The organism is Alteromonas sp. D210916BOD_24 (assembly GCF_047159385.1).
Lineage (GTDB): Bacteria > Pseudomonadota > Gammaproteobacteria > Enterobacterales > Alteromonadaceae > Alteromonas.
The window spans coordinates 1274368-1295536 of sequence record NZ_AP038333.1 but is presented as its reverse complement, the minus strand read 5'-3'; the positions used below and the strand labels follow the sequence as shown (position 1 = coordinate 1295536).

The following is a 21169-nucleotide window of genomic DNA, read 5'->3' as shown; positions in this document are numbered from 1 at the left end:
CGTGCCCTCCCTAGAAAAAGTCGTCTTCAATAGCCAGATCAATCGTTACTGTATGCGTAACAATAGACTGACTGGCATCAGTATCTTTTAAAATGAGTTTGTAGCCTAAATTGCGATCAAAGCCGCTACCTTCTAGCTTCATAGAAACGTTGCGTTTGCGGTCATCTAGCTTGTCTGAAGCCGAGTCAAACAGCACTTTCTCGATGGCGCTCATGCGCACTCCTTCTGGGGATTCTATCCAAAGCTCCAACTCTCTTGATTTGAACTTGTCACCCACGGCATCGGTTTGCAGTAACTGGATGCGGTCAATATTGCTAACGATTCTGACTGGGCTGTTTAATGGCACAACCCCAACTTTTTGTTTGGAGTGCTTGGTTTGCGCCTTAGTATCCAACTCACGTACATGTAATACCGGCACGCAGATTTCTTGTGGCATAATGCCACCGTGAATAAACTTAGCTCCACCTACGAAATTAAAACGATTACTACCACGAGGAACAACAAACTCAGCGTTATCACCATTGCTCACATCAATACCGGCAGTATTTGCCAATCTACCAGTCCAGTAATAACTATCAGCTGGTAACTTCATACCAATTACATAACGCTTCTTAGCTTCTACAGCCCCATCAGGTTTGACTTTAAGAGATGTCTTATCTGAGTCGGTGACATCAGTCATTTTGAATAAGAAGCCGTGGTCGGCAGTCACGATCACGCGACTACCATTCAAGCGATTAATTATTCTAGATACTAAATTCTTAATTTCACTGATGGCATCACGTGCAGCTTCGAATGTTAGGTTTTCAGTGGCTTGCTTATCACCAATAGCGTCAATATTGTCGTGGTAAATGTAAACAACTTCTAAGTCTCTGACTTTGTCGCGTCCTTCCTGATTCGTCCAGTTAAGTACGTCATTTGCTTTAAATGCTGCGCCCTTGTACTTATTCAGAATCTTATTACGATTATCCAAACCATGAACTGATAAAGCGTCAGCGCGGTATTCCACGGTTTTACCTAAATGTGCAGTCATGGTTTTGTGGGGGAGCAAGCTGCCCATACCAAGTTGGGTATAACTCGGCACTACCCCCAGTTGAGAATGCAGTTTTGCCTGATAGCGTTTTTCATCATTGATCTGTTGACCAATTTCATTCGCCACCTCATAACGCAGCGCATCTGATATGACGACAAACACTCGCTTAGCTGGACCGTTGCTGAGAATACTCTTAACTTCTTGGGTGAAGAAGCTTTGCTGATTATTTACACCAGCTATTTTCCAGTTGTCCAACAATGACTCGCTATCAACCAGCTTGCCCCAAACAACAGCAAGATCATGCAAAAACCAGTCAACGTACAGCCGTTCAATGTCATCAACCAGACCTGTTGCTTTTAGTAGATCACCACCATCTGATTTGTTTAACTCAATACAGTTTTCACAAAAGACGCGGTAGGCATAGTCAAACTGATACAGCTCTTTGGTGTAAGCAGTGTAAAACTGTTTGCAACTTTGAAAATCAAAGCCATCAACATGCTTTTCTTTCAACTCATAAAAATGACGAGCGGCTTTAAGCGCCTTGTACATTGGCGCGAAATTATCCGTGGCATCACACCAGTGACCACGCAAGCGGTTAGTAACCCAATCATCAACATCAACACGAGCAAAGGCTGGTAAGTCTTTTGCGAGGGTCTTGAGCAATTGCTGATCGGCTTCTTTGAAAGTTTCAACTTGCAGTAGCATTTCTGGACGAGATAAATCAGCTAACTTATTAGATACCTCTAGTTCGACACCTATATCACTGGCTATCAAATTGTAACTGGCCGCGAGTGTACGACTTTCTCTCCAGTTAGCGACAAAATTAATCACACCAGCACGCTTTGCGGCTGCATTGCCCATCTTGTCTTGTAATTCGCAGGGCAATTGATCGTAAGTATTTCTGTCCAACCTTATTGGCAAAAGATGAGCGGATAAGCTTTGACCAAACTTGTGATTTGCTGCATCAACACCAGCCGACTGCAACGCTTGAAAACAATCGGTGACCAGTAGTTTTATCAATAAGTCATGCAAAGATGGCTGTTTAGTTTGTTCATCATCGTGTGGGATATCAGAGCTTTGCCAAAGTGCAGGTTCAATGTAACCGAATTCTTCAACAACAAAGCTCCACAGTGGTTTAGCTAGATCATACTTGTTTAGTTCTTCCAATAGTTGATTTGCTTCATCTGGACTTTGGGCGTAAGTGTCAAAAAGCTGATGAACAACTGCGCTGAAGCTGACACTCTCTACCTTGAGTAAAACTGCGATCATAGCGAGTTCTAATAGCGCTTTATCAGATTGCTCAGGTAATATTTTTTGTAGTTTGCTGTAGCGTTGTTTACTACCAAAAAAGCGCTTGTAGCGGCTGATATCCTGCCTAAATTCCATACGCATACCAAGCTCATTTAAAATAATGGCACTGGAGTCTGCGTAAAAATGTGCCCCGAACTGGCGAATATCGTAAAGCCAATCCCGCTTAGGGGCGTTAATGGGTGCGTTGCTGTACAACAAAAATTTACGCTGAGGCTGTTCAAGCTCTATACGTTGCTTTACTTCTAATTGTGACTCTTCATCAAGCTCTATTAGCTCTATTTCATTTTCTCGCATAGCAACACGAACATCAGCAAGTTGTTCATTAAACTCCTGATCTTCGTCTTGCCAAAACACGATACGGCTGTCTGTGAACTTGGCTACAATGCCATCTTTTATTTTCAACAAGTCCATATATCAGTTACTCAAAGCCAGTTTAATATCTTGGAATAGTTTTTCGCATCTGAGCGAGTTTTCTTGATATGTGCTGTTAAAAACTTCTCCAGATCTTTGGTTAATAGTTTTCAAAGCTGTTGATAACTTAAGAAGAAGATCAAATATTTCATCATTTACTGCGTGGTTATGCTTCCAAGTTTCCAACGCAGCAAAAGTTAACCCTGTCAACTGAGCATCTACTATGCAGTGGTTAACGAACTTTAACACTTTGCGCTCGAAGCCAATTCGTTCAACAAAACTTGTCATATTTTTCTCTCAATTTTTTCCACTACAGTATCGATCCATCGAGTAATGCTTTCCCTTTCTTGCATAAGCTCATTCTCTGGGCATTTAATATTTAGTAAATCTTCCCCTCGAATGGTCGCTCTTCGGCAACTAAGCATGTTCAAGTAAAGGGACTTCGGTATATCAAGAGACAACTTTCCAAGTTTAAAAGGAGCAAATTTGCTGAAGTCAAATCGCCCTACAATGTGCACTGATGCGGCCATTGCGATATCTCTTACCGCTACGGCAATCAATCCTACTTCAAATATTCGGGACGGTGTTGAATCTAAAAGTTCCAGAAAGGCCGACTGAATTATGCCTTTCAATTCATCTATTTCTGAGAGTGCTGAGTCGTAATGCGACGGAGGGCCGATTTCACGTAAAAAATCATATTCTCTTGCTTCAGAAGAAACGGGAACTGCATCTTGATAGAGGTGCCAAGCAAACAACGTCCCTTTTTTATATAAATTCCGTACTCCAGATTTAGTATAAAGTGACCAATCTTTCGGACATTTCAACTCGTTATTGTCTGCTATAACTAAAACATCAACATCTGAACCTGAGTCGAAGTCGCCTGAAATTAAAGAGCCAAAGACGTATCTCAATGATGCATTCATCGCCTAGATAACCTCTTTACGAGTACTGATACAAACATTCCGAGAAGGACAAAACGACAAAAGACCAGTGGTATGCCTAGCTTTGAAGGTAGTGCATCGGTATCAAGACCCAAAAAAACCACTACTGAAGCTTGCAGAGAATTAATTAGAGCTTCGCCAGATACAATTGAAAACAGCGTGGAGGCAAAAATTACGAGACATATAGTTCGAAATATCTTAAATAAAGACTCTCCATTACCCCAGATAAAATCAAGCGTGCTGAATGTGAGATAGTTCCAGACAAACTTTGCTCTCTCCCAACTTGTGTATTTATCTCGATACCAACCTTCAGATGAAAAAGCTCCTTTTTTGAGATGTGTTTTAGTAGCCATCAGCTCATGCTTAATCGCTTTATTGACTCCCACTACGTCACCGATCTGACCAAAGTTGACTCGCAGAGATTGTGCAAACTCCAGCGCAACATTTTCGAATCCGGGTTGATTATTATCGAGAATTGTATTGGTGATTCTAGTATTATTGAAACGGACATAATCAAATTTGCATCCAACAAATTCAGAGCTTCTGAAGCTACTATTTTTAAGTTGTGCTCCTGTAAAGTCACAGTTTATAAATTTACATTTTCTAAAGTAACAATCATCAAATACGCTATATCGAAAATCTACCTTCTCGAAGGTCTTTCCTACAGCACTTACTCTAAGCATGTGAGCTTTGCTAAGCCGATTACCATTAGCACTTGCTACACTAAACTCAATATCTTCGAGGTGTTTAACCGGGTTCTCTGTCCATTCTGATGGTTGCATTTCCGTGCTCATACTACTTGGCCACCTTGCCATGAATAGCCTTTACATTTGCAAGTAAATTGCCAAACTTGCCGTAATTCTCTTTAACACCGTCGTCCAAATCTAAGGAGATGCGCATTTCGGCATAGTGCTTCAGTTCTTCGTCAAACTTGCGCAGTTCTGCCTGTTTTTTCTCTAGGTCTTTAATTTCTTTTTCGATGCGGCGCTGTTCTGTGCCAGTAGCCTCGACTACTTCTTCTACTTTTCTGGCAAGCTGGTGATCGTATTTACCCATTAGCGGCGTCACATACTCAGTGCGCATGCGTGATAGCGTAGCTTCGTTATAGCGGTGCAGGTAAACCAAGCATTCAAAAGCCTTTTCCTTACCAGAGCTAAATAGCCAGTAAATTGGACGTTTTTTATAAACTCTACAGTGATCTGCGAAGAATTTTTCAGAGAAGTAGCGACGAATCGTCTCCATCGCACTTTCACCTTTTTGGGGCTTCATAGCATTTAAACACAGGCTTTCAGCAACAAAGGTTAGGTTTTCTTCAAGATGCTCTCCCCCCCAGACGGTTTTAACAAACTCACGAAAGCGAACGGTGGCATCATCTTCAAATAGCCATTCTTCAGAAGCGAGTGGAATAATACCATCATCGTCAGCTGGGAAAGTTTGATAGGCTCCTTCGGCAATAAGCTCTTTAAAACCTTCATTGCCAGAATGAGCGTATACGAGGCCTTCTCGGTCAAGAGAAAAGCGACCGAAGCTACATCCTGTAAAGTATGATAAAAGCTCAGAAACAGTATCAGAGCAAAATCTATTAAGAGAATTTTTAGTACCATCAGTTCCATATCTAAAGACAGGGTTACCTTTTAGATGTGCATCTGACTTTTCAACAGGTTTATTGGGAATTTCTAATAAACTACTAAATATCTCGTTTATTGCATTCTGTAATGCTATTAAATTTAAAGTTAAGTTTTCAGAGTGAGATTTAAACTTTTCGAACGAACTTTTAATTGTTGAATTTAAACTAGAAAACCCTACCAATTTATCTCTTTTGTATTGCCAGTTCTCTTCAAAAAATGACCAATCTTCTTTTGAAATTTGAACGCAATGCTCGACATTTTTCTCAATTAAATCAGATTTATCTTTTACTTTCTCAGCAAGAAATGGGATTCGATTTATATCCGCATTTTGGAAGGAAACTGTAGGATTGAGGATGTTAGAATATTCGCTCACGGCAGGAGAGTTCAAAAAACCTAACAAAACGTATGGATTACTTTGGGGAAACATCATAGGTCCCTTGTTTGTGTCGAACATTGCTCCATAGTCAGACCATCTAAAACACAAATCAGAACTCGTCAGTCCACCCCAAGTAATTCCGTCATGAAAGCAATATTCCTCGTTTGTATTTCTCCATCCTCTGTCTCCACTTGGTTTAGCTGGCTGATTTTTAATATCAAACCCATTGTTTTCCCAGTTTATTACCAAATCATTATTGCCATACCACTTTCGAGAAGCGCCACCTTTATTGTGTGGAAACCACTTTTTCGAGGATGATAGAGCGCTAATTCTTGACAAATTAACTCCAAACTTACTCAAATCAACTTCATGCCAATTTCGAATGAAGGCATCATTATTCCCTGTAGCTATGCCTCTTTTGGCCTCAGCGATACTCCCTAATGGAGTGCCCTCTATAAAGCTTTCTCTTACTATATTTGAAATCCAATATGCTATCGGGTTGCTTGGTACTTTAAGAAAATCTTTTTGAGAAGATTTACTGTACAAGTTACTCTTCAAAAGTAGTTGCTGATTTTTTTCATGTTCGTTTCCATCCACAAGTCGAATGAAGGAGGGTCGATAGCTACTTATATGCTTGTTTGAAATTACCCACGCAGTGGTTTGAACAACTTCACCGGAGATCTGCCCGAAAGCCCTTGCGCCAAGATGGGCCATAGTGATGAAAGTCTTGGTCTCTAAAAGATGTTCTCTTACTTTTTCATAACTAGACAAAAACATCCAAGACTGCATGTTTACTTGCGCGTTATTTCCATTTTTAGTCAATAGCTTGAATGTTCGCTCCATAAAAATCGCGAATAGGTCAGCTTTGGAATTAGGGAATTCGCTTTTAGCGAAATCTTTTAGCTCAGCATTCATGCCGTTGCTGCCCATATAGGGCGGATTTGCAATCACCGCATCATATTTCTGAGCTAACACTATCGCTTGTTCCACCACTGGCAATAGTTGCTCTGCGCCTGCGATAGCAGCGGGATCGGTATCTTGCAATTTATCCAGTAGTTTGGCTTTAAGTTGCTCAAGTGTTGGCTGATATTGATGGTCGATTTGAATCAGTGAGCCTAGTGTTTTCGCCTGCTCAAATGACACAATCAGATATTTGAGCAAATCGAAATATTCAGCGTACAGGCCAGTCGGTTGCTGAAAACCCGCATTTTCAGCAAATAAGTCACCGCTGCTGCCTTGTTTGGCTTTTCCATCAAGGTTCAGCGCTTGCCAAAGCGATGCGCAATCCCAACCTTCGGTAGACTGTAATGCGTAAACATTGAGCTTAACGCTGCCATCCTGAACCCTCTGAAAAATGCGCCGGTCATCTTCGCGGGCTATCATCAGCAGGGCGAAACCGGCAAGCTGTGCTGCACGGTCGTCGATATCTAAACCATAGATGTTTTTGGTGAGGATTAGCTCTGGAATTTCACGCAGGCGATAACCACGCTCTAAGTAGATTTCACGCAGCAATTCATAAATTTCAACTAGGATATGGCCTGAGCCTGATGCTGGATCGAGTGCTTTGATTAATTGCGGATCAATACTACTTGGTGTAATAGCGGCTAGCTGAGCATTTACTTCATTTGTTTGCTCGGCAGGTTCAATGTAATACTCCATTGTAGCTTTGATGGAAGAATCCGGATAGGTAGCTAACCACTGACGACCAATGCTGTTTTGCACCAGATACTTTACTATCCAGTTAGGGGTAAATAGCTGAGTCGCAGCCGGGATATCCTCTGATTTTACAACCTTGCCGATAACGTCATCTTTATGCTCGGAGATATAAAATTGATAGAGCCAACCGATCACTTCAATTTGCTGCCAGTCTTCTTCCGGAATATCGTTTACCAGCCCTTTAAGGATGGAATCGGTTTTGGTGAGGTTATCCGGTAGCAGTAGCTCAGTGGCATCATCAATGGCCTCAAATAAAAACGGCATCACACTGTGTAAGTAATGGCACTGACCGAGTAGTAGCTCGCGATAAAGCATTTCCTGCTTATCACCGGCTAATTGCCATTCGATGATCTGTGCTTTATCTAGCTCCAACGTATCGGCCACATCGGCCGCACGGTCGAGGATTTCTGGCAAGCCCTCTTTATTTTTTGGGTTACTTAATACCCTAAAGCCATGTTCCAGATAGTCGTGTAACTCCATATAGCGAAGCGCGGCAAGGCGGTTAAACCATGTGTAGGCCATTTCGCGAATAAACAGTTCATAGCGTTCTTTATGAGTCGCTAAGGGCTTTTCATCTACCTGCTTTTCTAGTCGTTTACGCTGCTCACCTTGTTGTTTGCTAAATGCTTTTCCTTCAATAATAGCGGTACTGCCCTCAAAGGTGACTGGGGCGATTTCATCTTCGTAAATGCCAAAGTGTGCGGCACGTTTTGCCACCGCATCCATAAACTGGCGGCGTGCCTTAGGGGCGTAAGCTTTTAAGTTCTTGGTATTCATGGTTTATATCCCTGCTTATTTTATGCGCACTTTGTTATTGCTGTTTACCAAGGTGGTAAGTTCTGCTTTTAGCGCGGCTAAATAGGCATCAATATCTTGCTCTGTTTCGAGCACACCAGAATCATTTACTTTGCGAACAATAGAAGCGGTATCGACGGTAACCATTTTTTTCGGTGGCGGAGATACCGGTTTTTCTGCTACCTGAGGTGCTTTCTTACCATCATCTAAGCCTTCACCTTCTAGTGTTGGGTACACCTTTTGCTGCCTTTTACGTTCGGCTTCTTGCTGTTCGATAAATACGTTAATGGCGTGGTACGCCTCTTCTTCCAGTACCTGCGCTTCAGCTTGCTCTTGCAGAATGTCGGCGATGGCTTGCAGTTTATCTAAACGTTTAATGGCATTTTGCAGCGGCATCAGCACTCGGTTACTTAGCTCACTCGGTGCATGCGCTTGTTTGATCTGGTCCTGTACTAAGCCAATCCGATGTTCAATACGCTCTCTGGCATGTTCCCGCCTTTTTTCAAGCAACTGGAAGTTGACCTTCTCAACTTGCTCAATCAGAGGATCAATGTTGCGAATGTCTCGGTATGGGCGAGCGTTGTTATAAATAGTTTCAAGCTGGCTTAGGGCTTTTGTTGCCTGCTCATCGGTTTCCAGCGCTTTACGGTTACGCTCAAAATCAACAGCCAATGCTCTGGCTAAACGCTGCCATGTGTTGAACTGGGTTTCATAAAAGTTTTCCAGATCTTCAAAGTCTTCTTCGAAATCCAGCAAGTCATTACTGGCATCCAAGAATTGATCAATAAACTGAAAGCTGGATTGGGTTTCTATTAACCCGGCGAGTAAGACTCGCCCATGTTCTATTTCATTGGTGCCGGGGTATTGACCTGTAGAGGCCTTTTGAGCGAAGCCATCTAACTTAGTTTTCATGGAGCGCAGTTTGTCTTGCGCGGCATTAAACAGCTCTTTTTCCGATTCAGGCGCATTTACTGAGAACACATCGCGGTAAAGTTTGGCAGCTCGTTTGAGATTGGCTTCTGACTGCTGCTTAATTTTACGTACCCGTAGTTCAGCACGTTTACGCACTTGACTGAGGTTGTCGTAGACATTCTTAAGCGGGACTTCCTGTTGGCGCATATGGAAACAAATTTTGTTTGCCAGCGCCAAACGCGCCATGATCAATAGGATTTCTTCGTCATTCCAACCGAACGGACGTTTTGAGAAGCGTTTAACTACATCTTCGGCAGTGGTTAAACGGCCGGTTTCATCGGCCAATGTGATGTATTTTTCCACTTCTAAAGTGGCTTCCGGATTCACCTCATCGGCTTTTAAATCCAAACCGATTTGGCTTGCGTCATCTGCAACCAGTGTTTGCTGAATTTCACGGCGTATGTCTCCGGGAAAACGACGAACTAGTTTGAGTTTACTAAAGGTGTTTTCAATCACATAGCGATAGGCATCCTCTAATATGACTGATACTGAGCTACCTTTAGGGTTGAGTTGGGAGCCAAGCGCATAGTAGTGCGCATCTTTAACTAGCTCTTCAAACGCTGTAATCATTCGTTTATGGCGAGAATGATTTTCAGATGCTTTGTCGCGCAGCAATTGTTCCTGCTCAGGGCGGTTACCACCGGTCATACGCAAGAATTTGCGGGTTTTGATAAAGGTTCTTAGTTCATCAAAAAGCTGCTTACTGTCTTCCAACTTGATCAGAATGGCACCATTGCCTTCTGCGGAGTTATTCATACACACTGTGTGAATGTACTCTGCATAGTTCGCATCTATGGGGGAAATCACCTTCACAACCAAGTCGTTTTCAACCGCACCATCTCTGGGAATGCCGTTACAAAACCGACTGACTGGGAACAATTGGTTATTTTCCGGGTAGGTATATTGGTTTTTACGGCGCAGCACTTCTTCATAAATGATGTTGCTTAGCTCTGCTGTTTCATCCGAGACTTCAATCTCGGTATGCTGGATTTCCTTCTCAATTTCTTTTTCTTCGTTAGTCAGGAAGATGTATTCATCGCCTTGTCGAGCAATCAATAAATTCTGTTCCAGTACGTTAAGCGCCTGTTCTATTTGGCGACGCAGTGCAAGCCGGTCTTCATCAACTTTGCTAACGCACAGAGTAACCAAGTTATCCAAGGTGGATTTGATCACATCCACATAGCGGATTAAGAACAGTGTTTTGAGGATATTGACGGCAAATTCTGAAATTGAGTCTTTGTCTGATGCATTGTCGATATCGCGTTTTACTGCTGTATCGAGGAAGCTTTCGATAGCCGGATAGAAACGGTAAAGCGGGATTAAAGCGCCCACTTCTTCATTACTGATTTGCTGTGCAGCACTTTGGAAGGCATCTAACAACGAACGCTCGCCCCGGCTTAGGTGCAAGCCTGTTGCCCCTGCTTTTCTAATGGCCTCAAAAATCTTCTGCACCAAAATGTAATGGTATGGCACAAACGGATACGCATGTACAAAACTGGTTGCGTCTTTGTAGTTAGCCAGCTCTGCCGTAGTAGTGGCATCGAATGCAAGCTGATTGCGCAGGATGTCGCCTTTTTTGTCGTATAGTGATTGCAGGGCGTCGCGTGCTGTGGTTTCTTTTTCCAGTAAACGTTTTTCAATAACTTCACTGGTGTTGGAGCTGGATAGTGACAGACGTTCAAATCGGCCTTGGATCTTTGAAAAGTCATGGCCTTTTGAGCCTGACATCTGGCCAATTACCGCGTCTATATCCTCCTGAGACGTCACAACTACCCACGCTCTGCCTTCACAGATGGTGCCTAAGTTTTCGGTGATGGTTTGCAGCTTCAGCATCATTTGGGTGTTGTTGCCAATGAACTGGCCTACTTCATCCACAAAGAACAGCACACGGCGATTGAAATCCTGATCCAGATATTCCTTCACCCATTTACAGAAATTGGCCACATCGAGGGAAAAGTTGCGTTCAAGGTTATCTACCCACTGTCTTGCTGATTCAGCAGACTGCTCGGTGACTTTAGCCAGTGCCTCGGCTAAATCATCACGATAGAAATCATACGCATCACGCTCTGCAACCCATTCCACATTAGTCATTTCTTGGAAAACGGTTTTAAATTTATCAAAGACACCTTTACTGGTTAGTTCACGTTCTAGGTGCGCTATATGCGGGTGATCTCCACTGAAGTCCATCTCCTCGTTAAATACCTTCAGGAACACCTTCAAAATGGCGTTATCACCATCGTCTGTGTTGGCGCGGCTATCAATATTGAACAGGATGACAGTGTTATCTTTACTGATGGCGGTATCTATCTCGCCCATCAAGAAACCATCAAGACTCTTGTTTTTGAAAAACTCGATAGCAGTACGATCAATTGCACCATTGGTCGCATTAATGTTCTTTAACAGGTAAGACAAAATTTTAATGAAGTGCGATTTACCTGAACCGAAGAAGCCACTGACCCAGATGCCTAATTTACCAGATGCCGCTTTGGCCTTGGGATCTCTAACCGATGGCATGTAGGCATCAAAGAATTTTTCAAAGTGCTGAGCAAGTTCCTTGGTTATGACATATTCATCAAGTTCAGTGAATACAATGTCATTTTCTGTTTGATCTGCTTTAACAACACCATTTATTTTACGCTCAATATCTTTGGTAAAAAGCTGTTTGATTTGCATAAATTTCCCCTAAGTCCATTTATGGAACTAACTTAAATGCTCTGTAATAGTTGTTGGAATCAATTGTGCCGAAAGGTTTTAAACTCGCCCCGTCGTACTCACCCGGATAGAACAACACTGTCGGTACACTGCCCAATTTTGCATGCAAAGCATTTAGCAAGCCATGCCCTCTAATAATCGGCCACGCACTACCGAGGCCGTGCAGTAGGATAAATTCACTTTGATCTAGGTTGGCTTCTTCGGCGATAAAATCTGCCACCCGATTTTGTTCTAGAGGTCCTTTTAATGCGTTGAATAATGCATCATCGCCCCTTTCTTTTTGTAACTTAAATGCACGTTCCGTCAGGTTACGACTATCTAAAATCGAGATAATCACTTCAAATAAATTGATAATGGCAAACTTTCTGCCTCTGTTCTCTAACTTTCCAGAAATAAAACCAAGGTGTTCACGAACCTCAAGTTCGGCGTCTGCTGGATAGTCGAATACGTAGAAGCCTATCTCGTTACCAAGCCCTTTATTTTCCAAAAACTCGGCACTCTCTATCTTCGGCAGGATCTGATCCAATCGTTCTCGCAGAGTCTTGAGTTGCTTATAAGATGACATCTGATTAAATCTCCATCGCCGCTATTACATCTTCACAATCCATCTCTGCTAGCAAAGAACGCACTTCTGGCAACAGAAAAATGTTTTGTAGCTTTTTATTACGAGTGGAATCGATGTAACCCGCATCTGCCAATAGCTTAAAAGCCACCTGAGCAATTTTGTATGTGGAGGTATCAGACATTGAACCTAGTTCGGGATAAACGCGAATACTGCCTTCCCAGAAACTCTCCCAGTCTTTCAGTTCAATGAACTCACGAAATACGCGCTTTGCATCGATGACAACATTGCGCATAAAGTCGGCAAGCATCGGAGAGTTGATTAGCGTTGCTGCGAACATCAGTTGGGTGGCTAACTCTGTACCACCAAAAGCCAGTTTTTCCAGATACGTATCACTTAGTCCCGCTAAGCGCTTTTTAATCGTGGCAGCATTTCGTTTAGCTGATGCATCAGAGCGCTTTTGCAATAGATTTCGATTCACAATGGCATCATGCCACTCATCCTGAGTGGGGGATTTTAGTAACAACTCTGCAATGGTCTGAGATTCACGAAGCATCAGGCTGCCACCGATTAGGTCGCCTAAGTAAGCTTTATGGTTTTTAAATTTGGCCTGAGGGGTCATTTATTTATTCTCAATATCTGGTTCATATCCCGGTGCTATCGCTAAATTTTCAGCACCGTAGAGTGTTTGTCTGTTCTCTAGCCAAAGCTGATACTCAGCCCCTTGCAAAGCAGCATCTGGGGTGCAATCAACATTCCAGCGCCGCAGCAGATAACCAGCCATAGCAGCCCTGACGTTGAGTTCTAATACACCGTCCGTCATGCCGTAGTCCAATTCAATGGCTGTTGGGTGTTTAACGTTTTCTGGGTGAGGCACCAACCTCAACGGCATCATCCGCATCCACTGATGATCATCTAGTTTGTCTTCACCACGGTTAACTTCTGTATCGAGAAGAGTAACTTTTGAGACTCGTGTGATCACAAAATCACGAAAACTTGAGGATTTGCGATCAAATGCTCGAACATGCCAGCGAAGGCCGTTGTCAACAATGCTATGGGGCACTATCTCTCGTGTGCCTGAGCCACTATTAAGTGAGGTATAGATGATGCTGACAGCTCTTTTATTGACCGTGGATTGTATTAGTCTGGCAACAATGAAAATGTCTGGAATGTTGAGTTGACTAGGTGCTTCTACTGGAAAATCAATATCAGTAATTGCATCTAAACCATCGGAAATTTGATTCGCCAGCTTTGCTAATGTCTTTTTCGCATCATGCTTTACTAGAGGTGTAAAGTCAGGTGTTTGATAATAACGCTTATCGCGCGAATCATATTCCATGTTTTTTGGGCGAAGTTCTTTATACAAGGTGATGTCACGTGATGCAGAAGACAGGCCTTGACCAAAGTAGTTTACAACTTCTCCACGAGTTACGTGCCCGACAAAAAGAAGTTTGAAGTCTATGTAGGCAAGCCGTTGCTTTTGCGCATAGTTCAACTCTTTCCAATCCATTAATTCGCACCCATGTTGTTTAATGGACTCAGTGTGTATCAAAATGAGACTCACATCAAGGCATTTGGAGACTCAACTTGTTCTTTGGTCACCCTTTACTCAAACCTTTTAAAAACCTGCATTCGTAATGCCGTGATATTGATCCTATGGATTTGGCGCATATTGGTAGCCCCAATAAATCATATCGTTTTGCTACGAATATTATTGATAAAAATACCGACATGCTGGCATCTTGTTGGCGAATATAGCGTCGAATATCCTGCCCGCTGCGGAAAAAATGACAAGTTTCCCCTCCCGCCATTTTAATTCACCGTGTTCTCGCAAGCTGCGACCCGCACCGGAATCATAATGGAACTGGCAATTTTCCCCTAATGCACCGTCCTGCCCTCCTTTCGCACATCACGCAATCAACAAGAGAGACAACATGACAACTTTATTTGCTCAATCATATGGTGACGCTTCGGTAGGGTTTTACTTTGAGGATTATAGTGAGTATTGCAAAGGTATAGATCGCTTAAATTACAAAGGCTACGAAGAGTTTGATATTCAATTCATCGATGGCGAATCTGGACAAGCTTCACTTTTCAAAGCAGCAAGCATCTCGCAAGCAAGTGTTCAAGTTTGGTTCGAGTACCTCGACGATTTAGGCAAGTACGAAATATTTCAACTTACCTTTTTACTAAATTGTGGTTATGAGCTTGAAGTCGCGTTGCAGCGTTACAGCGAAGTTCACTTGCACTTTGGTTCAGCATGTAACTATGCACAAGACATCATTGAAGAAACCTCAGACATACCAGAACATCTTACCAATTACATTGACTATGACGCCATAGCACGTGATATGGAAATTAACGGGGACATAACCCAAGTAACACATCATACCTATGTCACAAACGCCCGAGAATTCTGAGGGCGATTTAGGCTGTTTAAGGAATATCAACATATCGACAAAAATGGAGCTGTGCCGCAATCCTTTGCGGCGGATACATAAATATACAATCCCCCACGGTTTACGATGCCTCGAAAACCGTATACCACTCCATGTATGAGGGCATACCGATACACTGTCTTCCTTGAACAAAGGTATTCGCTACCTGTCTCAGCATAAGCTTACTAAAGTTACGGGTAGGCGCTGTGACTTTTCCACGAATAGTTTTTTTGCATATATAAATATATGCAAAAAAAATACGGTAATTTCATCACATAAAAAAGATATTTCATCACGTAAATCATCACTAACCACAACGCTAGGTAAATAGTGGTCTTCGCAGGAGTTACGTGATTGTTTCTCTGAACTCGAAAAAATAATATCATTTTCATCCCAATCAAAAATGATGCTTTTTGAGGCTGTTTTGTTAAACAATCACACACAAGATGTCGACTAATCATTACACAGCTCCCTTTACATCTTCGAGCGAAACATACTCAGGCAGATGAACTTGGTTTAATCTGTCAATTTCATTCCCCACATTGAAACTGGCATTCAAGAATCGTAAGTAATTATCCGAATAGTTACCCTCTGAATCTTTGACTGTAAAGTAGTACTTTGTATTTCGTTTTTCGCCACTGACTTCAATCAGACTAGGTAGGGACTGAACCACTTTCATGAAGTTGTTGAAGTCATTAGTGGACCTATGGACATTTTTTTCCTGACCATAGACTGCTTGAACTAATTCCTTCTCACTAAATTCAATGCACTCAGGGTCCCTTACTCGTTCCTTATCGATTAAATCGTTTTGGTACAGGTTTAGGTACAATTGATGGATCACATGCTTGATAGCGAAGAGCGCTGCCTTATATCTGCTAGCAGTTAAGTTAAGCTTATTGCCATTGCTATCAGTCTTGGGAAGGCTATTCACTATAAAACGAACGAGGGCTGCTTTATCGTGGTCAGTTTGATCTTGTGTCGGTACTAAAACGATACTGGTTTTAGACTCATTATCTTCTGTCAGGATTCCCAAATCGACGACCCTGCTCTCCAACTTTTTGATAGACGGATAGCCAAAGTTTTTTATTTTAGCCGGTGCCACAACAATCTCTTTTGTTTTGCTGTGATCATCTAAAGTTGGCTTTATCATGTACTCGAAATCCATACCCGCAGTTAGTGAGCTTGCCCCTCTTGGTTTTGTCGGATCTGCTTTAGTTGGATGGTGAAGCGCAAGAACTGTGGAACCGAATTCGCTCTTTAGCCTGTCCATAGCCCCAACAAAATCACCAATGTCATCATTGTCGTTTTCTTTACCACTAAAGTTTCTGGCTAATGTATCAATGATAATGAACTCAACGGGAACATCTGCTTCTTGTTGAAATGCATATATATCCTCTATCAGCAAGTCTAGTGATGATTCGTTTGAGATGTTATAGGCGGCTTTTGAACTTGCGAAATTTGGTATGGGTTGGTCGTTGTTATTTGCTAAACGCCATGCTATTTCTCGATCTGCGATTCCCTGTAGACCTTCCCCACACACGTAAAAAACCGCACCTTGTTTTACCTTCATTCCATACCAATCTTGTCCGGTACAGACACTAAACGCCATAGAAAGCGCTACGAAGGACTTCCAGCTTTCTGGGGGTGCAAATAACAGCCCAACCTCGCCCGAAGGGATATAGCTCTTGATCAGCCAGTTTGAACTTTTAGACTCTGATTTATCGCCAGTCATTATAGAAAAACGCTTCTGGCCAGATTTCTTGAGTACTTTTGCAACATGTTCTAAGCATGTCATTAAGTGCATTTGATTAAAGGTTGTATATTCTTCGTCAGGGTAAGCAATTGAAACAGGTCTGATGGATTTTTGAACATGCTCACTAGAAATGCGGCTTGATTGGGTATTAGCTGAAGCAAGGATTATTTCAGAATTTGGAAATTCGGCAGCCAATAGTTTACATAGAGTTAGATAATTCGCTTCACTAAACGAAACATAAGTCATTGTGCGTGTCGAAAGATAAATAGAAGCTGCGCATTCAAACTCAGCTGTTACATAGACTCGGACAGGATCTTTTTCATGGCCAAAGCGAAATCTACCCTCAATGACCTTAGCTCCAGTATTTAAAGCTTTTCTGCCCGTCTCTGATATCGTCTGATAGTTTTGGACTCGGTTTTTAGCGTCCTTGATTGGTACAACTAAGTTCCCAGCACTATCGATACTCAGCTCACTGTTTACATCTACAATGGATTTCTCGATTAGAAATGGAAACCCGTAAGGCACTTTGCCATTTGCTTCATTGACATACTTTTGAGATTCCTCGGCTTTGCCATATTGCTCAGCGATCATTGTTTGAATGTGCCGTTTGTAAATAAGCATCAACGCAGTTTCATCAGGCAGATCGTATCCGCAATCCTCAAAAAACTTGTAACCATTTAACGAGTTATCATCGCAGCCGTAAGACAGAATAACACCGCTAGCCATCTTTTCAGCAATGAACCATACATTCATTGTCTGGCCTTCGGCACCATTTGCCGTACAGAAGTTTACTTTACTATCAACAGCAAAGTCGTTGTAATAGATGCGTAAGCTAACTAGATATTTCTCTATTCGAGCGCAAATTTGATCATGATTTTGTTCTTCCAGCTTATTTTTATTAATTAAGGTTGTTGTTAATACAGATACTTCATTTGCGCGAATATCATTGCTTTTAGCTTCAATTGAAGAAAAAGACTCAATTTGATTATTCGCAGTGTTTGTCATTTATATGGGCCTCCTATGCTTGCTGTGTAGCGCGAATTGCGGCCACTTTTTCAGTTAAAAAGTAATCCACTAACATTTGATCATCGAGTAAGCCCTCTGACGCATTGGCAAGGCTTACTATTCTCTCTGCGTTAGGAATATTTCGTTTAGCCGGATTCTTAGCACCATACTGATACCGCAATACCGACATGGGAACATTTGCTTTATCCGCAAAATCTTGAAGCTCTGCCCGGCTCAGCGAACGAATAAATTCGTACAACATAATTAAATTACCTCGTTTTAGTTTCTAAGCATATGACCTACTCAGCCATACCATTAAAACATTAAACCCATTTATTAAAATATGCAAGTTTAACATTTAATTAATTGAACAAAGGCTTAAATTCTGCTAATCTTAGAAGTCAAATTGAACAATATTGAACAGAATAAGAAGGTTCATCAATGGATGAGATTCAAGCTATTAGACTCAGAAACGCAAGAGACTTGCTAGAAGTTGACTGTGGTGGTCAAGCTAAAGTTTTCGCTGAGAAAATTGACCGCTCTCCAAGCTACGTTTCAGTTTACTTTTCAGGAACAGAGCCGAAACGCATTACTGATAAAGTCGCACGATTGGTTGAAACCGGTTTTGGGCTTGATGAAGGCCGTTTGGATGACCCAATCCCAATCTACACGGAACAACAAATAAAGGATATTAAACAGAAACAGAGTCTAGTAGCTGGTAGTGGAAGCAATGTGACTCCAGCCAATAAAAGTACAATGGCAACAGAGTTAAGATTAGAAGCATTGCTATACAGCAGTAACATAGTTAACTCTTTACTTAACATCAGGGGTTTTAACTCACTACTCAACCCAAAAATGAGAAGGCCACTGGCTTTAAATCATGTGTCAAAGCTAATCTATCAATTCAGTAAAGAAGTCATTGGACTGGATGAATATGTTTTCGAGCAAGCCCTTGAACTAGCGATTACCTCTGTCACCAGCGATCTAGAGGGTATGGATTACACAGAGGTCTTAAATAACAACGATAATTCACTTATGAAATCTTCTAGATTCGCAAAAACAAAGCTTTTTAAAGACAACGTCAACGAAAAGCGATTTGTAATTACTTTTGTGAGTCCTAGATACAGCCACTTAGCAGTCACCCTAGCAGAAGAATACTCTATGATCTCACAACGGGAAGATGTCAACCAAATCGATGGTGCATTTACAATAATCTTTCGAGAGGACGAGGCCTACACGGGGGATTTCGTTCCTCTAGTGTTCAATAATAATGAACTGAGCGATTTTGACTTGTCAGCAATTAAGGCAAATGGACTTGTTGAAGAGGAAGTCCCAACGACTTTTAAATTCAACAGTAAACTCGACACATGCAGATCAGGGTTGCTAACCATAACTATGGTTGAAGTTTATCTGAATGGTATCTACCAAAATTTTGATTTGAGTGGAAATGGTTTAGAACATCAAACATGCCTGATGGATGCTGTTCAACACGAGTTAGGAGGAGCAAGCAGTTTCGACAGCATGCCAATCACAAAGTATAAAGGCCAACTTCACAATCGGCGTAATCGTGAATCACTTTCTATTGATGATATAGCTGCTGCTTATCACAAAATTCAGAATAGTTTTTAAAACAATCATAAAGATTATTAAATTCATTAAAATATTTAATTGACTTTAATGTTAAATTAGGTATTATTGGCCTCATGGAGAAGGGAATTAAGTAACACCTAGATTTAGGTAGTAGCCATTATTGGCATTCATTGACCTTTCAATACACCCCCTCGAAGGTGGGGCGAAATAAAAATAAACATAAGCGAAGGATCGCGAAGTTAATCCTGTTAACCATAAAAATTTTGGTGAGCAGTAAAAAAATTTTATTTTTATTAGGAAGCAATATATGACCAATGCTGTAAAAACACCGGAACAATCTCTGGGTTCCCAAACCGATACCATACTTTCTACTAGTTCGAAATCTGTGACAGAAGATACCAATTCATTCGTAACGATAGAGAACAAACAACCCATTACTCGCACCACAGATTCTGATTCGGATAAACAAGAGATTCGTGCATTGAAATTCGCTATCGAGGCGATTTGTGAAGAGAAACTATCTAGTGTTCTCTCTGCTCGCTCAGAAGGCGCTAAACTTGCTGCTCGCAATATCTTAGCTAAATGGAATGTTGACTTTTCAGAGGACTATAGAGACGCGCTGATATTTGCTCATATCGTTGCTTTAGAAACTGCTGTAGATCTTGAGATTCAAGCTGAAGAGCAGGAGTTGTCATAATGAATGACATGACAAAGAAGCAAAATATCATTATTGAAAAGCTTGCGAACTCAATCATGAGCATACTCCCTCAATCAGAGGCAGGTTTATTATCTCGTGTATTTGCAATGACAAAACACCACGCTGCCGCTCACCACTATCTAATCCAGATTGGTATTTACGAGTCACATTTAAAAGGTTGTAACGAAGACATAAACGTTGATCTAGATGAACTGATAGCGACAAATCTAGAGGCACAACTTTGTTACCTCAACTTTGAAAAATTATGGCATGAACGAGGTTTTGGCCACTTGTCTATAACCGATTTCAACCACAGGCATACAAAAGATATCTTTGCCAACGAGATTTCACTTCTTGAGGATAAATTTGACGTTGGAAAAGGATTGATTGAACTTATACTTTTAGAGTTCGCGATTATGGGGGTTATCCAGCGGAATGACGTTGATTTAATAGAAGAATTCGTCGAAGGTCACGGTCACCCACCCACCCCAGCTAAACTTCAAGCACTGTTAATAACGAAAGAAACTCTGAATGCGCTAACAAACATGTTGAAATCCAATCGACATTTGAGCAAAAAACTTACGGAGGCTGTGTAATGATTACCGGCTGCGACTCTAAACTAAACCACATGCTCGAAAAAGCTGCGCACACGTTCAGTAATCCTGCGCTTTGTGTAAGCGCGGAAGATATTAAATCTCAGTATGTCAAAGAATTTGAAAAATCAGGAGCCAAATTCTCCGAATGGTATCTGCTACTAATAAGCTTGATTAGGGTTTATCGAAAAGCGTTAAGAAAAGTAAAAGGCTACGGCTCGGCTACAACCGCTGAGATCAAAGCACATTTGGTAGGAAAGGATAACAATCTCTTTGAAGAGTTGAGCAAGTTAGCTACAAATCATAGTTTCCCTAATGTAAAGAGCGCTCGCAAATCAAGTACAGATATAAATGCGCCAGCGGGAGCAACACATTTTGATGAGGCCACTGGAACATATATCGAACAAGACTTGGCATTACATAAGCTGCGGTCACTCAAAGACATTACTTATATCTCCGCTCTGGAAACTCAATTAGAGCAATCTAACCGCAATGATATTGTGACCAGTAGTTTCTCCTCGGGAAGTAGGATAAATACCTCAAACCAGAGCGAAAAGGAGGTACTGTAGTGGCTATGTATACTCCAACTCAATACTCAAATGAGGTACTTCAGGGAACTCGCCAACCAATAACAGTGAG

General features: G+C 41.7%; 16 protein-coding genes. 5 read left to right on the top strand and 11 right to left on the bottom strand.

What is annotated here, in order from left to right; genetic code table 11:
• Positions 1–10: 10 nt before the first annotated feature.
• The 9 genes from pglZ to ACMCM8_RS05560 are packed head-to-tail and all read right to left on the bottom strand — an operon-like array spanning position 11 to position 13964.
• Positions 11–2752, bottom strand: coding sequence for a BREX-1 system phosphatase PglZ type A (pglZ, locus tag ACMCM8_RS05600; protein ID WP_412726294.1), 2742 nt, complete (start codon positions 2750–2752; stop codon positions 11–13).
• Between the two features lie 3 nt (positions 2753–2755).
• The gene (locus ACMCM8_RS05595) at positions 2756–3040 is read right to left on the bottom strand and encodes a hypothetical protein (protein ID WP_412726292.1); all 285 of its coding nucleotides are present in this window, start codon (positions 3038–3040) and stop codon (positions 2756–2758) included.
• Positions 3037–3675 carry a nucleotidyltransferase domain-containing protein gene (locus tag ACMCM8_RS05590; RefSeq protein ID WP_412726290.1) on the bottom strand — a complete coding sequence of 213 codons (639 nt, stop codon included), beginning with the start codon at positions 3673–3675 and terminating at the stop codon, positions 3037–3039. Before ACMCM8_RS05590 ends, ACMCM8_RS05595 begins: the two co-directional genes overlap by 4 nt.
• A complete protein-coding gene (locus ACMCM8_RS05585; protein ID WP_412726288.1) occupies positions 3672–4487 on the bottom strand; it encodes a pentapeptide repeat-containing protein in 816 nt (271 codons plus the stop codon). Before ACMCM8_RS05585 ends, ACMCM8_RS05590 begins: the two co-directional genes overlap by 4 nt.
• A 1-nt stretch (position 4488) precedes the next feature.
• Positions 4489–8190, bottom strand: coding sequence for a BREX-1 system adenine-specific DNA-methyltransferase PglX (gene pglX, locus ACMCM8_RS05580; protein ID WP_412726286.1), 3702 nt, complete (start codon positions 8188–8190; stop codon positions 4489–4491).
• Positions 8191–8205: 15 nt separating this feature from the next.
• A complete protein-coding gene (brxC, locus tag ACMCM8_RS05575) occupies positions 8206–11853 on the bottom strand; it encodes a BREX system P-loop protein BrxC (RefSeq protein WP_412726284.1) in 3648 nt (1215 codons plus the stop codon).
• Between the two features lie 19 nt (positions 11854–11872).
• Positions 11873–12457 carry a DUF1788 domain-containing protein gene (locus ACMCM8_RS05570; RefSeq protein ID WP_412726282.1) on the bottom strand — a complete coding sequence of 195 codons (585 nt, stop codon included), beginning with the start codon at positions 12455–12457 and terminating at the stop codon, positions 11873–11875.
• 4 nt (positions 12458–12461) lie between these two features.
• On the bottom strand, positions 12462–13076 hold the full coding sequence (locus ACMCM8_RS05565; RefSeq protein ID WP_412726280.1) for a DUF1819 family protein: 615 nt from the start codon (positions 13074–13076) through the stop codon (positions 12462–12464).
• Positions 13077–13964, bottom strand: coding sequence for a WYL domain-containing protein (locus ACMCM8_RS05560; RefSeq protein ID WP_412726278.1), 888 nt, complete (start codon positions 13962–13964; stop codon positions 13077–13079).
• A gap of 424 nt (positions 13965–14388) precedes the next feature.
• On the opposite strand from ACMCM8_RS05560, the gene ACMCM8_RS05555 reads away from it, so the two are divergent.
• Positions 14389–14874: an antirestriction protein ArdA gene (locus ACMCM8_RS05555; protein WP_412726276.1), complete on the top strand. Its 486-nt coding sequence runs from the start codon at positions 14389–14391 to the stop codon at positions 14872–14874.
• Positions 14875–15352: 478 nt separating this feature from the next.
• On the opposite strand, the gene ACMCM8_RS05550 is transcribed toward ACMCM8_RS05555, so the two are convergent.
• Both ACMCM8_RS05550 and ACMCM8_RS05545 read right to left on the bottom strand, forming a co-directional pair.
• A complete protein-coding gene (locus ACMCM8_RS05550; protein WP_412726274.1) occupies positions 15353–17650 on the bottom strand; it encodes an AAA family ATPase in 2298 nt (765 codons plus the stop codon).
• Positions 17651–17663: 13 nt separating this feature from the next.
• Positions 17664–17912, bottom strand: coding sequence for a hypothetical protein (locus ACMCM8_RS05545; protein ID WP_412726272.1), 249 nt, complete (start codon positions 17910–17912; stop codon positions 17664–17666).
• Positions 17913–18091: 179 nt separating this feature from the next.
• On the opposite strand from ACMCM8_RS05545, the gene ACMCM8_RS05540 reads away from it, so the two are divergent.
• From ACMCM8_RS05540 to ACMCM8_RS05525, 4 genes are all read left to right on the top strand, one after another.
• Positions 18092–19279, top strand: coding sequence for a hypothetical protein (locus ACMCM8_RS05540; RefSeq protein WP_412726270.1), 1188 nt, complete (start codon positions 18092–18094; stop codon positions 19277–19279).
• Positions 19280–19547: 268 nt separating this feature from the next.
• Positions 19548–19937, top strand: coding sequence for a hypothetical protein (locus ACMCM8_RS05535; protein ID WP_412726268.1), 390 nt, complete (start codon positions 19548–19550; stop codon positions 19935–19937).
• Positions 19937–20533, top strand: a complete 597-nt coding sequence (locus tag ACMCM8_RS05530; RefSeq protein ID WP_412726266.1) for a hypothetical protein — start codon at positions 19937–19939, stop codon at positions 20531–20533. The genes ACMCM8_RS05535 and ACMCM8_RS05530 overlap by 1 nt, the downstream gene beginning before the upstream one ends.
• The gene (locus ACMCM8_RS05525) at positions 20533–21099 is read left to right on the top strand and encodes a hypothetical protein (protein ID WP_412726264.1); all 567 of its coding nucleotides are present in this window, start codon (positions 20533–20535) and stop codon (positions 21097–21099) included. Before ACMCM8_RS05530 ends, ACMCM8_RS05525 begins: the two co-directional genes overlap by 1 nt.
• Positions 21100–21169: the final 70 nt, after the last annotated feature.

Excerpts from the sequence above, each read along its gene's own strand:
- pglZ (WP_412726294.1), bottom strand. The coding sequence starts at position 2,752 with ATGGACTTGTTGAAAATAAAAGATGGCATTGTAGCCAAGTTCACAGAC.
- ACMCM8_RS05595 (WP_412726292.1), bottom strand. The coding sequence starts at position 3,040 with ATGACAAGTTTTGTTGAACGAATTGGCTTCGAGCGCAAAGTGTTAAAG.
- ACMCM8_RS05590 (WP_412726290.1), bottom strand. The coding sequence starts at position 3,675 with ATGAATGCATCATTGAGATACGTCTTTGGCTCTTTAATTTCAGGCGAC.
- ACMCM8_RS05585 (WP_412726288.1), bottom strand. The coding sequence starts at position 4,487 with ATGAGCACGGAAATGCAACCATCAGAATGGACAGAGAACCCGGTTAAA.
- pglX (WP_412726286.1), bottom strand. The coding sequence starts at position 8,190 with ATGAATACCAAGAACTTAAAAGCTTACGCCCCTAAGGCACGCCGCCAG.
- brxC (WP_412726284.1), bottom strand. The coding sequence starts at position 11,853 with ATGCAAATCAAACAGCTTTTTACCAAAGATATTGAGCGTAAAATAAAT.
- ACMCM8_RS05570 (WP_412726282.1), bottom strand. The coding sequence starts at position 12,457 with ATGTCATCTTATAAGCAACTCAAGACTCTGCGAGAACGATTGGATCAG.
- ACMCM8_RS05565 (WP_412726280.1), bottom strand. The coding sequence starts at position 13,076 with ATGACCCCTCAGGCCAAATTTAAAAACCATAAAGCTTACTTAGGCGAC.
- ACMCM8_RS05560 (WP_412726278.1), bottom strand. The coding sequence starts at position 13,964 with ATGGATTGGAAAGAGTTGAACTATGCGCAAAAGCAACGGCTTGCCTAC.
- ACMCM8_RS05555 (WP_412726276.1), top strand. The coding sequence starts at position 14,389 with ATGACAACTTTATTTGCTCAATCATATGGTGACGCTTCGGTAGGGTTT.
- ACMCM8_RS05550 (WP_412726274.1), bottom strand. The coding sequence starts at position 17,650 with ATGACAAACACTGCGAATAATCAAATTGAGTCTTTTTCTTCAATTGAA.
- ACMCM8_RS05545 (WP_412726272.1), bottom strand. The coding sequence starts at position 17,912 with ATGTTGTACGAATTTATTCGTTCGCTGAGCCGGGCAGAGCTTCAAGAT.
- ACMCM8_RS05540 (WP_412726270.1), top strand. The coding sequence starts at position 18,092 with ATGGATGAGATTCAAGCTATTAGACTCAGAAACGCAAGAGACTTGCTA.
- ACMCM8_RS05535 (WP_412726268.1), top strand. The coding sequence starts at position 19,548 with ATGACCAATGCTGTAAAAACACCGGAACAATCTCTGGGTTCCCAAACC.
- ACMCM8_RS05530 (WP_412726266.1), top strand. The coding sequence starts at position 19,937 with ATGAATGACATGACAAAGAAGCAAAATATCATTATTGAAAAGCTTGCG.
- ACMCM8_RS05525 (WP_412726264.1), top strand. The coding sequence starts at position 20,533 with ATGATTACCGGCTGCGACTCTAAACTAAACCACATGCTCGAAAAAGCT.